Below are 14542 nucleotides of genomic sequence, written 5' to 3'. Positions count from 1 at the left end.
AACCACGAAATCCGATGACCGCTTCCACCCTACCCGTTGGCACGCGCACCGTAGGCATCCTGGCCGGCTGGGGCAGGTACCCGATCGTCATCGCCGAGGCGCTGCGTGCCCAAGGTTACGAAGTCTGCTGCCTGGGCGTCAAAGGACACGCCGATCCTGTCTTGGCCACGCTCAGCCACGACTTCGGCTGGGTGGGACTGGCCAAGATCGGCCGGGCGATTCGCTTCTTCCGCGAGCGCGGCGTTCACCACGTCACAATGGCCGGCAAGATTCATAAGTTCCTGCTATTTCAGCCGTGGGTGTGGTTCAAGCATCTTCCCGACTGGCGCGCGGTGCGGGCATTTTATCCGCACTTTGGCACCACGAAAAAAGACCGTCGCGACGACACACTGCTACTGACTGTCATTGAGGAATTCGCCCGCGACGGTATCACCTTCGCGCCGGCGACCGACTTTTTACCGGAGCTACTCGTGAACCTGGGACAACTCACGAAACGCGGACCATCGAAGCTCGAAGCCAAGGACATCGAGTTCGGCTGGACCATGGCCAAGGAAATGGGACGGCTGGATATCGGTCAGAGCGTGACCGTCAAAGGACGCGCGACGCTGGCCGTCGAAGCGATCGAGGGGACGGACGAGTGCATCCGTCGCGCCGGCAAACTGTGCGCGCCGGGCTTCACGGTTGTCAAAGTCGCTAAGCCGAAACAGGACATGCGCTTCGACGTACCGACGATCGGGGTCGGGACCCTGGAGACCATGGTCCAGTCGGGCGCGACATGCCTGGCCGTGGAGGCCAAGCGCACGATCATCATCGATCAGCCGGACGTGATCCGTTTCGCCGACCGGCACAAGCTGGCGATCGTGGCCGTCGACGACGGCCAGGTGCCCGAGCCCCGTGAGGAGGCCGCATGAGTCCGCACGCGGTGGTCCTGGCCCGACGAAGCAGCGGCGCGAGCCATCGCGCGGCCAACAAGCTTCGTCGCCCTCGGCCACTCGCGTCACGTGCCGCGACAGGGCGATCCATGTTCCAAGTTGCCAAGCGCCGCCACTCGCCAGCCCCCGGTGGCAGATTCGATAACAAACGCTCGACACGCCGATCACGATCCTGGTATCGCCGCGGCAGTCGGGCTCTCGTTCAATCCCGGAGACGACGTGCGACGCAAGGGAAAGGTAGAAGAAGACGCGACTAATCGAGTGCGGCTCCCGCAGCCGCGATTGGTCGCCCCGCTCCTGTCACATCGACTATCTTGTCACCCAATCCCGCCTCGAGACTCTTGGTCGGCGTCGTCTCCGGATTGTAATTCTCAGTCGCGGCCAGTAGGGCCGCGGGACTCTCGGCAACGACGAATTCCAGGCACCTTTGCATCTCGCGACGGACCCGGGCGATATCCGTTACGGCCATCAGTCGGTCACCGGCGGCGCAGGTCATCTCCAAATCGTTGACGACCTGCTGCAAGCGTTCGGCCGAAAGATTCGCGGCCATTCCCTTCAGAGCGTGCGCTTGCGACGCCGCATCGTGCAGCCGATTCGTAAGCACGGCTTCGCCGAGATCCTGGAACGATTGCGGCAACCGATCGGTAAAATTCTTGACGATGCGCTCGACTAGCTCGCAGTTGCCCAAGCAACGACGCCGTAGCGCCGCGAGATCCAACGGCGGGTCGCAGGCTTGCCCGGCGGCATCTGCGCCGTCGGACGACTGAAGATCCTTGCTCGTTGCGCAGACCTCGGCCCTGCCCATTCCGACGAGTGGCGTCGTGTCCGCGAAGGCGCGCGTCGTCGCCTCAGGCGACGCCATCCCCTCGTCGGCGTAAATACCCTCGAGATTGTCCACCATCACATCCAGCATCTCGATCAGCTTTACAGCGTCAAGCGGCTTCGTCAGATAATCGTCCATCCCCGCGCCGAGGCACAATTCCCGATCGCCACGGGTGGCATTGGCCGTCAATGCAACAATCGGCAAGCGATAGCCGCGTTGCCGCAGAGCACCTTCGCCCTCCAGCCGGCGAATTTCTCGGGCCGCGGCCAGCCCGTCCATCTCGGGCATCTGGCAATCCATCAGCACCGCGTCGTACCGCGTAAGCAGCACCTGCTCGATGGCCTCGCGTCCGTTGCGAGCCACGTCGCATTGAAAACCTGCGACCGTAAGAATTTCGAGCGCGACGACGCAATTCACGTCGTTGTCTTCGACCAACAGCAGCCGGCAGCGCCCGCGTGTCTCGCCGGCATGGGCGTCAGGCGCCAGACGAGCCAGCGATTGGTTCGCTGCCTCGTGGCTGTCCAGAGCGCCGCGCGCGGCGACGGCAGACAGAATCGTGTCGAGCAATTGGGCCTGGCGTACAGGCTTGGTGAGCCGACCGGCGAGCGACGTCGACCATGGCGATTCGTCGGGCTCAGGCGCGCTCAAGGAGGTCAAGAGCACGAGCGGCGTCGCACGCAACGATTCATCGCACGCAATTCGTTGCGCCAATTCGTAGCCGTCCATGCCGGGCATGTGATAGTCGATGATCCCCAAGTCGAACGATTCCTGCTGCGCGGCGGCGCGTTGCATGATGTCCAGCGCGGTGTGCCCGTCCGAAGCGGTTTGCACGCGCATCTGCCAGGCCGACAACTGGCGAAACAGGATTTCGCGGTTCGTGGCGTTGTCATCCACGACCAGCACACGCAGTTGTTGCAGTTCGGCAGGCGTGAGTTGGCGTGTCTTCTCCTGGGGCGTTGCCTTGACCAATGGCAGTCGAAACCAGAAGGTGCTGCCACGGCCGACCCGGCTGGTCACGCCGATGTCTCCCCCCATGAGTTCCACGAGTTGCCTGGCAATAGCCAGCCCCAGGCCTGTGCCGCCGAATTGGCGGGTCGTCGAAGCATCCACTTGCGAGAATGCCTGAAAGAGCCGATTGAGCCGCTCCTGGGGGACGCCGATGCCGGTGTCCTCGACGGCAAACCGCACGAGTACTTGTGCATCGTCTTCCCGTTCTACGGCAACGTGGACCTTCACCTGGCCGCGCTCCGTGAACTTGACGGCGTTACCCAACAGATTCACGACGACTTGCTGCAGTCGGTGGGGATCTCCTTGGACGTCGCCGACGAAGTCAGGCGGCATATCCAGCGCCAGTTCCAGTCCCTTGTGAGCCGCCTTGCTGGCCAGCATGTCGAGCGTTTCTTCCATGACCTGGCGAATGCGGTAGGGGACATGTTCGATTTCAAGCTTGCCCGCCTCGATCTTCGAGAAGTCGAGAATCTGATTGATCACGGCCAGGAGCAGATCAGCCGAGCTGCGAGCGATCGTCGCATAGCGCTTTTGTTGAGGCGACTCGGAGGCTTCCTGCAACAAATCAAGCATTCCGATCACGCCGTTCAAGGGGGTGCGCAGCTCGTGGCTCATGTTGGCCAGAAAGTCGCTCTTGGCCTGGCTGGCGGCCTCGGCAGCTTCCTTTTCGCGCACGAGCGCTTCGGCTGCCTTCCGCTCGGTAATGTCCTCGACCGTTCCCTCGTAGTATTCGATGCGGCCGTCGGCGCCGCGTACGGCGCGGCCACTCTCCGAAATCCAGATAATGCGGCCGTCGCGCCGATAGATCTGCGACTCGAAGTTCGCCACGTGGCCTTGCGCTTCCATGGTGCGGACGAAATCGTCGCGGCGATTCGGGGCGACGTACAATTGCCGCTCGATGTCGCCGATCGAATCGATCAAGTGGGCCGGCGAATCATAATCGTAGATCCGGGCCAGCGCCGGGTTGGCGCACAAGTAACGACCATCGGGCGTGGTCTGATAGATCCCTTCAATGGCATTCTCGAAAATCCCGCGGTACTTGGCCTCGGTGCGGCGTAACGCTTCCACGGCTTCGTCACGTGTCAGCGGGGCGGCGGGCTCGAGATGAGTCGTTGGCGCGCCGAGGCGACCGCTCGGTAAGGGCGAATGAAACGGCCTGCGCCGTACGAGCAAGCGCGGGCCGCATACGAGCAGCGCGAAGGCCACCAGCGCAAGTAAGCCCAGACACAAGAGTATCCAGGGGGCGAGCGCGGCAATCAGAGCGGCGGATACCATGAAAGTTCCCGATGCGGTCGCGCCGTCGACGGCCATCAATGGCCGACAACGCCGCCACGAGGCAGTTCGGTCAATTCGTCGTGGTGATATCCGCCTGATGCAATCGTAGCTTACGAAACTGGCAGATGACTGCCGGATAATCAGCACAGACGGTCCGCATTTTCGGCACAAGGTCGTGCGGCGGCATGCTCCCGCGTATGAAACAATGGTCCTCGCCAAAGCTCAACATGCGCGCAAGCGGTGCTTGTGGTGAACGCACGGTGACAGAAACGTTAGTTTGCGAATTGGATGACGAAAGAGTCAGTGACTTCGCGATTGGCGGCCCGAAGCGATAGGCGTACAGTGCAAATAGCTGAGCAAGTTTTTTTCGTTCGCAGTGAGAGTTTTTGCGCGTGAAGCGAACCTTCGACGCCGCCTTTCGTCAGGCACGTCGCTGCTCGGCCGGTTCGCTCGCCGCACATGTGGCGGAGAAGAACGAGTTACGCTCGGTAATCGCTTGTTCCCGCCCTGGAAGGAGGAATTGGCATGGTGTATCGTATTCACAACGAATCTCAAAGCGGTGCCTGGAACTATTTGCGCGCCCTGTCGTACCCGCGCGCGAACGATCTGGCACAAGGCGAGGCGCCAAGGGCTGGCACTCCTCCCTTCACGATTGCTATCTCGCGCGAAGCCGGTATCGACGCCGGCGCCGTGGCGATGGCCGTCGGCGCCGCGTTGGGCTGGAAGGTGTGGGACCACGAACTCCTCGAAGCCGTGGCCGCTTGCATGCACGCGCGCCCCAGCGAATTGGCGGCCGTCGACGAAACGCACGTAAGCTGGCTGCAAGAATCGATCGAGTCTTTGCTCGACATGCACGCTGTCAGCCAGATCGCGTACGTGCGCCAGTTGGTAAAGACGCTCGAGACGATTGCCCAGCACGGAGCGTGCGTGGTAGTCGGCCGTGGCGCCGGGCACATTCTGCCGGCGGAAACCACACTGCGCGTGCGGCTGGTCGCGCCGCTCGAAGATCGGGTGACGGCGCACATGCGTTTGAGCGCAGAGACGAACCGCCACGAAGCAACCCGGCAGGTCGAACGCATGGACCGCGCGCGGACGCGTTTCGTCACCGAGCACTTCCATCGCGATCCGAACGATCCCTCCAGCTACGACGTGGTGCTGAACATGTCGCGCCTGGCGGTCGACGATTGCGCGACGCAAATCATCGACGCCCTGCACGCCGAAGAGCAATGCCGGGCCCACCGCTTCACCTTGCGGGCGCCGGCCGCGGTCTGGCACTAGCCAAGGATATGCAACGAGGTGGCGCGAACTCGTCGGCGAGTCGCGCCACCTCGCGTGCCCTCTCGTGGCAAGCTATCGCCAGAACGAATCCGAAACGCTGTCGCCGCCGCCGATCGTTACTGTGCCGGGCGGACTGACGGCGATCGCCAGCGCCACAAGTGCATTCTGCACGGCGCGCAGCAGCACGAAGATCAATCCCGAGTTGATCAATCCCACCAGTCCCAGCACGCCGAAAATGACCGGCGGCGTGCTTTCCGAGGCGATCGTGCGCACAAGAACCATCACGATCGTCGCCAGCGGCGGTACGACCACGGCCACGCCGAAATAGAGCCAAGCGCGTTGTTGCAGTCGGCGCACCATGCCGAGCGCCGACATGTCGGTGTGCTCGGCCTGGAAGAGCGTGGGATAAAACGCGCGCACCGAAAGAAAGCAAACCAGGAAAAACGCCAACGTCGAAGCCATCATGCCGCACAGGGCCTGCGAGGCCAGGAAGTGGGTGTAGATGACGCCGGCGTGAAACTGCTCGTGCGGCACTTCGCGACTTAACCAGGTCGGAAAGATAAAGCCCGTCACGAACCATTCGACGGCGCTTACCAGGGCCGTGCAGTCGGCCAGCAATAGCGCGCGTATCCGCCACCGCGGATCATGATCCGTCGGCCGCGGCTCGCCGCGATAAATGCGCGCCACTGCCCTGGCGACAGGCCAGGTAAACGGCAACAGGATGGCGATGCCGATGCCGAAGGCCATGCCGTTGACCATGCTCACGACGGGATCGATCATCACGTCATAGAGCGATTTACCCAGCGCCTCGAAGATCGCCGGAATGTTATAGGCCAGGTTCAGCGCGGTGAAAATCAAATTCGGTAGCAATCCGGCCGCGAACATGGCAGTCAGAGGATAGCGGCGCACCCAGTTGCGCCATGCGCCCGGGCGCGGACGCAAAAGCCGCATCACCTGCGGTTCCAGCGCCAATTCCAACTGCCGCGAAAGCTGACCCGCCGACGGACGAGCTGACGGTTCGAGCGCCAAGCAACTGAGCAAGATTTGCTTCAGTCCCGACGGACAATCCCGCGGCAGCTGCGCGATCATCGCGGCGCCAACCCCCTGGCGACGCGCGGCGAGCATCGTCGACAGCGTGTTGGTCCAGTCACTACCTGGTGGCGTATCGTCGAAAGGTCGATTGCCCGTCAGCAACTCCCAGAGCATCACGCCCAACGAGTAGATGTCGCTGCGATTGTCGAGATCGTCGGCCGTGCGACCGCTGGCGGGATTGCAGGCCTCGATCTGTTCGGGAGACATGTAGGCCAGGCTGCCGCCGAAATAGGCCGCGGCCGAAGAACCCTCGACCTTCGACGAGTAACTGATGTTGAAGTCGGCCAGCTTGGGCGTGCCGTCGGCGGCCACCAGGACGTTGGCCGGCTTGATATCGCGATGCAAGACGCCACGCTGGTGTGCATACGCCAGCGCCGCGGCCAGGCGCGAGCCGAGCCAGCAAACAGCCTGGGGCCAGGTCGCGGCGGCGAGCCTGTGCCGTAACGGCGAGTCGGAAGGGGGAGAATCGCCGCGCTCGGCCAGGGCCTGATCAATGATTTCCAGCAGGCGAATGCCCGATCGCATGCTGGGGGGTAACCGGCGGATGCCGTCGATCACCGTCTGCAGCGTGCCGCCGGGCACGTACTGCATATAGAGCAGACGCAGCTTTCGCTCGACGAGCCGCCGTTGATCGAACACCCGGACGATGTGCGGATGGTCGAGTAGGGCCATGGTCTGCGGTTCGCTGCCACGGTCGGCCGAGACCTTGAGCGCCACGATGCGCTGCATCGATTTCTGCCGCGCGAGAAAGACGACGGCAAACGCCCCGCGGCCGAGCCGCGTCAACAGATCGAAATCGTCGATGCTGTCGCCAACTTCGATCTCCTCGAAGCGCCCGGCACCTACGACCGAGGTACTCAAATGCGGCGATTCCAAGCCGAGCAAGCGCCCCAGCTCCGTGGCCTGGCGAGGAAATCGCTCGAAATACTCCTCGGCCGCGACCTTCTGGCCCGATTGCTTGCGGAGGTGGTATTCCTCGTAAATCAGATCGCAGGGAATGGCACCGCGCTCGGTCAGCTCGGGAAATTCGTCGAGGTATTGCTCGATGCGCCGGGCATGTTCTGGCCGCTGACAGCGATATTCCATGTCGACCTTGATCAGCTCGACCAAAGCCAGATAACGCAGGTTGGCGGGTTCCGCTGGCAGGTAATCCGCAATCTGCGGCGGCTCAGCCGACGATTCCCAGGCTGCGACCAGGGCCTCGACGCGGTCCGAGAGGACGTTCCAGGCCAACGTCGGATGATGAGATCCCAAGATTTCTTCAGGCTGTCCGGACACGAATGCCGCGACTCCTTGGGGGAAAAATGTGCGAGGGCAGTTAGGTCACCCCGGCTGGAAATGCGCCGGTTTGCGCCGGCATCGGCCGATCGAATTCCGGCGCTTTCCACATGTCCGCTCGACCGTTCGGCGCCGGGAGGCGTCTCAGCGTGTTGTAACACAATCGTTCCCATTGCGCGAACAAGTATGCCGCAAAGGACAAACCGTGAGCGCGGCCTGGACCAGCGCGGGAGAACGCTGCCACCCATGTGGAGGCCGCGGGGGTCGGCAACGGGGTGGCAAAAATGCTTGTTACGAACTGGGTGAAAGAAGTAGGATGCGGCAGCGGCACACCTGGGCCCGGAACGCGGGAGGCAGTGGGGTGCCAACTATGACGGATGAAATCGACGCGCTGATCCATCGGATTCGACAAGCCGACGCACATGCGCTGGCCGAATTCATCGATCGGAAGCGCGGCGCACTCTTGGGGCATATCGAGAATCGTCTGGGGGTGGGCCTGCGCGCCAAGATCGAGCCGGAAGATATCTTTCAAGAAGTTTCGGCCGAGGCGGTACGTTCGTTGCCCAGTAACACGCTGGGCGACCGGGATCCCTTCGCGTGGCTGTGCCAGATTGTCGAGCGACGCATAATCGACGCTCATCGACGCTTTTTCGGGGCCGCCAAGCGCGACGCGGGGCGTGAAATTGCCCTCGACAAAGGGTCGCCCGACACCAGCCGCGCCCAAGTGATCGACATGCTGATTGCCAGCATGACGACCCCCAGCGAGGCCTTTTCGCGTAACATTCGCTACCAAAAACTGTCCGAGGCGCTGGCCGCCCTCCCTGACGACCAACGCGAGGCGTTACGGCTACGTTACGTCGAGGGCCTTCCCTCGAAACAAATCGCCGAGCAGTTGAAGAAGAGCGATGGCGCGGTGCGAGTGATGCTGACGCGCGCCCTGTCTCGGCTGCAAAGCATCCTGGCACCGCGAAAAGAATAGCAGCGCGCATCCTTGACGGAATCGGGCTTAAGGCCCCTTCCTTTCGCGATACGCGGATAGCCAAGAGTCGACCTGATCGGCCAAGACGGCCAGATCCTGCCCATGTGCGATTTCGCTGGCGCGCTCGGCGGCAGCGATCGCCTCACTTCGCTGGCGGAGCGTGGCCTTCGCTTTGGCAAGGGCAAACCACGCGGCGGAGTCCTGTTGATCTTCCGCCAGGGCCTGCTCGAATCGTACGATCGCTTCTTCGGGCCGAGCAATTTGCGCCAAGGCGATGCCATACTCGCGCTGCATGGTGCTTGACGCCTCGCCAAGCTCTTGTGCTCGCTTGTAATGAGCGACGGCGTCGCGCCAGCGTCCTACGCCAGCCAGCGCTCGGCCCAAGTCAAATTCAATCTGGCTGCTTTCCGGCTCACTGGCGCGTGCTTTCTCCAGTTGCGGAATGGCCGCACTCGGCTGTTCGGACTCGACGAAGGCCCGCCCTAGTGATTTATGTACCAACGGATAAATCGGCTGCAACCGCAAGGCCGATTCGAACTGCTTGATCGCCGCGCGCGTCTGTCCATCCTCGAGCAACGCCGAGCCCAAGTTGGCATAAGCTTGCGGCGAGCCAGGGCGCAGCCGCGCGGCATGTTGAAACTGCGCGATGGCATCCTTGGTTCGGTCGAGTTTCAGCAGGGCCAGTCCGTAATTGTTGTGGGCTTCGGCCGAATCGGGATGGTCGCGGACAATTTTCTCGAATTCTGCCACGCCCTCCTCCACCTGGCCGGCATGCACCAGCGAGACGGCCAGGCTATCCCGCACGCGATCGTATTCATACGAAGTTGGATCAAGTGTCAAAAGAGCGCGAAATTCTTTCACAGCCTCTTCGAAACGCCCCTCGCGTGCCAGCGCCGTAGCCAGTTCGGTATGAATCTTGGGTCGATTGTCGGTGGCCAATTGATCGGCCTTGCGTAGCTCGTCAATGGCCTCGGCGTAGCGGCCGGCGTTGATGTACTCGACGCCCAGGTTCGTGTGCACGACATAATTGTCTGGCTGATGACGCTGTGCGTCATGCCACAGCGTAAGAGCTTCTCGATAGGCCGACAGGCGGCGCACGCTGACCAGGCTCAATGTCAACGTCGCGGCCAAGGTGAGCAAGCTGAGGACGACAGCGGCCCGGCCAACGGACAGCCGACGACTTTGGCGTTCCGGACGCGAGGAGAAAAGCTTCACCAAGGCGTCGTAAACCTCGACGACCACAAAGGCGCACAAGGCTGCCAGTGGGATATACATGCGACGCTCGGCGGCAACTTCACTGACCACGGGAACAACCAGCGTGGGAGAAAGCACCAGCCAGACGACAGCAAACAGGAACCCGGCCGGCGAATTTCGCCAAAGAAGCCACAACGTTCCGGCCGCCAACAGGCCGACGGTCAGCACCCGTGGCCAGGCTGCCGAAAATGAGTCGTAAAACGGAATCCCGTAATGAATCACCAGCGGCCAGGGCCAGACAGCCAGCTTCAAGTACAGCAGCAAGACCTCGCACTGGGTGCACCAATAAGCGATTGGCGAAACCCCCAGGTGGAAACCAGCCGACGCAGAGCGTGGCCCATGAATGTTGAGAGCGATAAGCAGGATCCATCCCAAAGACAGGCCCGCATGCAGCGGCCAGGAACGGCGCAACGAAGTCAGGAGCGAGCCCGTGACGAACGTCCGCTCGTAAAGCAGCACGACAACCGGCGCCGTCACCATCACCTCTTTGCAAGCCATGCCGGCGAGGCAGGAAATCGCGGCCAACAGCGGCCAACCGACGCGGCCGCCCTCGGTCGCGGTCGTCCAGTAGCGGATCGCGCAGTACAGCGTGCTTAGATAAAACACGGCCATCATCAGCTCGGTGCGCTGCGATACGTATTGAACCGCCTCGGTTTGCAAAGGATGCACCGCCCACAGCAACGCGACACACAGCGCCAGCAGGTCGGCCGACCTTGTGAAACGCCCTTCGTAGTAGGGGAGCAACAGCGTTCGGCGGCCGATGGCCCAGAGCAACATTGCCGCCAACCAGTGCGTCACCAAATTGAAGATGTGAAAGCCGAGCGGGTTTAAACCGTCGAAGGCGACGTTGATCGCGAGCGAAAGATTGACCAGCGGCCGGCCGGCGGTCGTGAAGTCTTGCGGCGGCCACAGCGGCCCCGATCCCGGGCCTTCGTCCCACAGCGGGAAGACGTGCATGATCGACGCGTTGTTCACGATGCACGCCACGTCGTCGAAAATAAAAGGCGCGCGCAACGTCCAACCGTACGTTAGCAAAACGACGATGCCGAGGATTGTCGCGGCCAATGCGAAGGCCGCAGGTCCCGACAGCGGCAACCATGACCGATCCACGGTTCCAGGTCCGACCTCGGGGGCTGCCGAAGATCCCGCGGTCGCTACGGGTTCGGAGTTTTCTGACAAGTCAGGCATCGGCAAACGACAAACGGGAAAATGGTGCCATGGCGAGGCAAAACCCTCGGCCGCCCCTGACAGAGATGTGGCGTACTGACCCGCGGTTCCTGGAACCGCTCTTCGGCCCCGTATTTTCTTATATGGCCAGAGGCCGCAAAGCCGTCAATGCTGCCGAGGCTAGTCCGCCAGAACGCGCGCCACGGAACGGTGAGGATTATCGCGATTCTTCCCGATTACAAGGCGCTTGACCACCCTATAATCGCGGACGGATCACCCGATTCGATGGGCAAGCGACCCCGGGAGGTATCCAGCAGACCTGCCAAGTCTGTAGCCGGGTCTGCGACCCCGGAAGCGGCCCGTGAAATCCCGGACTCGCAGAGGCCGGCTACAAAAGATACGCGCGCAGAATCTCAACTTTGCAGGTCTCCTGGGGAGGTATCGAAAGTGCTTGACACCCGCCTCACCACAATGCTGCGTGTTCAGCACCCGATCATGCTTGCAGGCATGGCGGGCGTGTCTTACGCCGGACTTGTGGGAGCCATGAGTGAAGCCGGCGGCTATGGCGTGTTGGGTGCGGGTAACATGGCGCTCGACGAACTGTCGGCCGAAATGCAAAAGGTACGCGCGCTGACCAGCAAGCCATTCGGAGTCGATCTGCTGGCACCGATGACCGACAATCCGGAAGACGAAGCACAGCGCATCATCGACGGCGGCGTAACCTGTTTTGTCACCGGACCAGGACTGCCGTCGCGCGTCATTCGCCTCTATCAAAAGGCTGCGATACTGGTGTTCTGCGTCTGCACCACGGTACGACAAGCCGTGGAAGCCGAAGACGCCGGCTGCGACGCTGTCGTGGCGCAAGGCACCGAAGCGGGAGGCCATACCGGCGCGGTCGGCACGATGGCCCTCTGTCCGCAGGTGGTCGACCGCGTAAAGATTCCCGTCATCGCGGCCGGTGGTATCTACGACGGGCGTGGCCTGGCTGCGGCACTGGCATTGGGCTGCGAAGGAGTTTGGATCGGAACGCGATTCGTGGCCTGTCATGAAGCACGGGCGGCCAAGGCTTACCAGGGGTCGATCTTGCGGGCCAACGAAAGCGATACGATCGTCTCCCGCTGCTGGACGGGAAAACCGCTACGCGCCCTGAAAAGTCCGACGATCGAACAATGGGAACAGCGGCCCCAGGATATTCAGTCTTTCCCGCAACAGGACGCCGCGATGCGGCAAGCCGGACTACTGGGCTTTCTCGATCCTGAGGCTGCGGAGCGCGAGCCGCGCTTGTCGTGCTTCCCCGCCGGACAAGGGTGCGGTGGGATTACGAAAGTCGAGAGCTGTCGCGAGATCGTCGATGGCATCATGCGGCAAGCGGTCGAAGTGTTGGCGGCGCAAGGAGCGCGCGCAAAAGAAAAAGCTCGCCCCGCCGAACGGCGGGACGAGCTCGAGAATCGATAGACGAACTGATGCAAGGCAGCTTAGGTTAAGCAGCCTTCTTGCGGCGATAGACCATGCCGATGAAGCCCACCAAGGCCAGGCTTCCCAGAGCCACCGAGCTGGGCTCGGGGATCAGGGCGCTGGGCACCTGGCCGCTCAGGTTGAACGCCAGATTGCTGAGATTCAGATTGGCGGTCAACGTCGTGTTCTGGATCTTGATCGACGTCACACCGCTCGAACTGCTGCCCACGCTGAAGGTCTGGCTGGTCGCCAGAGGAGCGACGAACTGGAACGGAATCGGCGGCAGAACGGACAGGTTCGACTGCAGATCCACAAGCATGTTGTTCAGGTGCGTCGAATCGGGGAAGGCGCCGTAGGGCACGCCCGTATCCGACGTTTGCAGGTCCGCGATCGGCAAGCTGCCGGCGAACGTGACTTGCGTATTGCTCGGCAAGGTGAACAAGGTGCCGACGCTAATGTTGATGCCAAGCACGTTGAGCGACCCAGTCACGCTGCCATTGAGCGTGATCGAGAAGGTACCAGGCACCAACCCGTTACCGGGGTTACCTCCAGCGAGCGTCGCGGGTCCCGACGAGGTAAAGGTGACACCACTGATCGAACCCGAGAAAGTCGGTGTCAGCGTGAAGGTACCAACGCTCGTTCCCATCGAGATGCCCGTGGCATTGATGCCGAAGTTCGTCACGCTGCCGTCGCTGAGGTTCGCATTCAGCGAATTCAGCACCTGGGGCATACCCGGCGAGACGTTGTCGTAGGTCAGGCTGGCGGTGCCGCTGGCGTCGTTGGTCGACAGGTTAACGGTGCCCGGATTGAGCGACAGAGTGGAGTTCTGATTCTGGGCCGAAAAGCCGATGTTCGTGTTCACGAACACGACGTGCTGCTTGTAATTGCCGGAAATGGCGTTTGAGCCCAGGGCAATCGTCGATCCGGACCCCAGGGTCAGACTGGCCGTGACGTTTCCGATGTTACCGGAACCATTAGGTGGCCCAAGCAAGACAGTGCTGGTTACGGTGGCGGCCCGCAGGGCGCCCGCCGCAAGCACGACAGAGGAGGCGGCAACTGCCGCCGCCAGGAGAGTTCGACTTGTCTTCCGAATCATTAGCGGCTCCTCGAGGAATAAAGCTACAAAACCTGCAACGGCGATCGCTCGCCATCATGCACGAACGGGCGATCTCCGAGCGCTTCCTCTGGCCGAACGATCCGAACGACCCACACGACTCCGAAATCACGCACTAACGCACTAGAGTATTTGAGAGCTCAATTCCTGCCAAGTGATAACAAGCAATAATTGGAAAATGATGGAAAGTTGCTCGCCACAGAGGGGGTCGCACCACGATCGAAGTAGGGACTGACCCAATTTGAGGTAACGTGGTGATCGTCGAGTGACCAATTCCGTTCCTTCCCATCCTGGGGCTTTCCGCATCCTGGCCCCAAAAAGCACCCACTTCGATCTGCTTGCTCGACGATGCGGGGCCTTCGCCGAGAACCTGAATCCACTCTTCTGGGTGGCGTCGATCGCAAGTACGCGATTCCTCAAATCAAATCCAACACCGTGAACGGAAACCGCTCGGAATCGGGGGCGATGGCAAGTTGCTGGAACCGAGCGCGCGGAAACATCGCCATGCACGGGGCTCGCGAGCACGAATTCCGGCCCGTCGCCTGGCGCCCGGAAGCAAGTCCCCCTTTGGCGAGCGGATTGGTCGCGATCCGTCGCGGAGACCGCCCGGCCAACGATTCCGCGCACGCGCCGGCACCACAAGGCTGGCTCGCCGCACGCGCCAACGCGCAAGAACGAGGCCCGGAGCCGCGGGCTCCGGGCCTCGTGTGCAGACAGAGTCACTGGATCAAAACGCGCTGCCGCCCGTCTAGCAGCCTGTTGAAAAAAGCCCTCGTGGCTTTTTTCAACCTCGCCAAGTGCGAAGCAAAGCTTCGCACGGCTCGCAAAATAACGACTTACGTCGATATTTTGCCATCGCATCCCTGCGATGTCGCAGCCCGTTGAGT

Annotated in this window: 8 protein-coding genes; 4 read left to right on the top strand and 4 right to left on the bottom strand. The window is 62.0% G+C overall.

Annotation, left to right across the window (positions count from 1 at the left end; genetic code table 11):
• The first annotated feature begins 14 nt into the window (after positions 1-14).
• Positions 15-911, top strand: a complete 897-nt coding sequence (gene lpxI, locus VHD36_01545; GenBank protein HVU85973.1) for a UDP-2,3-diacylglucosamine diphosphatase LpxI — start codon at positions 15-17, stop codon at positions 909-911.
• 274 nt (positions 912-1185) lie between these two features.
• Here the strand turns inward: lpxI and VHD36_01540 are convergent, their stop codons facing one another.
• Entirely contained in the window at positions 1186-4038 is a 2853-nt protein-coding gene (locus VHD36_01540; GenBank protein ID HVU85972.1) for a response regulator, read from the bottom strand.
• Between the two features lie 525 nt (positions 4039-4563).
• On the opposite strand from VHD36_01540, the gene VHD36_01535 reads away from it, so the two are divergent.
• A complete protein-coding gene (locus VHD36_01535; protein ID HVU85971.1) occupies positions 4564-5316 on the top strand; it encodes a cytidylate kinase-like family protein in 753 nt (250 codons plus the stop codon).
• A gap of 72 nt (positions 5317-5388) precedes the next feature.
• Here the strand turns inward: VHD36_01535 and VHD36_01530 are convergent, their stop codons facing one another.
• The gene (locus VHD36_01530) at positions 5389-7686 is read right to left on the bottom strand and encodes a serine/threonine-protein kinase (protein ID HVU85970.1); all 2298 of its coding nucleotides are present in this window, start codon (positions 7684-7686) and stop codon (positions 5389-5391) included.
• A gap of 370 nt (positions 7687-8056) precedes the next feature.
• On the opposite strand from VHD36_01530, the gene VHD36_01525 reads away from it, so the two are divergent.
• Positions 8057-8665 (top strand): sigma-70 family RNA polymerase sigma factor, encoded by a 609-nt coding sequence (locus VHD36_01525; protein HVU85969.1) that lies wholly within the window; start codon positions 8057-8059, stop codon positions 8663-8665.
• Between the two features lie 27 nt (positions 8666-8692).
• Here VHD36_01525 and VHD36_01520 read toward each other — a convergent pair whose 3' ends face one another.
• Positions 8693-11029, bottom strand: a complete 2337-nt coding sequence (locus VHD36_01520; GenBank protein ID HVU85968.1) for a tetratricopeptide repeat protein — start codon at positions 11027-11029, stop codon at positions 8693-8695.
• A 504-nt stretch (positions 11030-11533) separates the two neighbouring features.
• Between VHD36_01520 and VHD36_01515 the strand changes: the two genes are divergently transcribed.
• Positions 11534-12541 (top strand): nitronate monooxygenase, encoded by a 1008-nt coding sequence (locus VHD36_01515; protein HVU85967.1) that lies wholly within the window; start codon positions 11534-11536, stop codon positions 12539-12541.
• Between the two features lie 25 nt (positions 12542-12566).
• Here the strand turns inward: VHD36_01515 and VHD36_01510 are convergent, their stop codons facing one another.
• Positions 12567-13637 (bottom strand): hypothetical protein, encoded by a 1071-nt coding sequence (locus VHD36_01510; GenBank protein ID HVU85966.1) that lies wholly within the window; start codon positions 13635-13637, stop codon positions 12567-12569.
• Positions 13638-14542 lie beyond the last annotated feature (905 nt).

The organism is Pirellulales bacterium (assembly GCA_035546535.1).
Classification (GTDB): Bacteria; Planctomycetota; Planctomycetia; order Pirellulales; family JACPPG01; genus JACPPG01.
The sequence above is the reverse complement of the archived record's forward strand: the minus strand, read 5'-3'. Positions and strand labels throughout refer to the sequence as shown.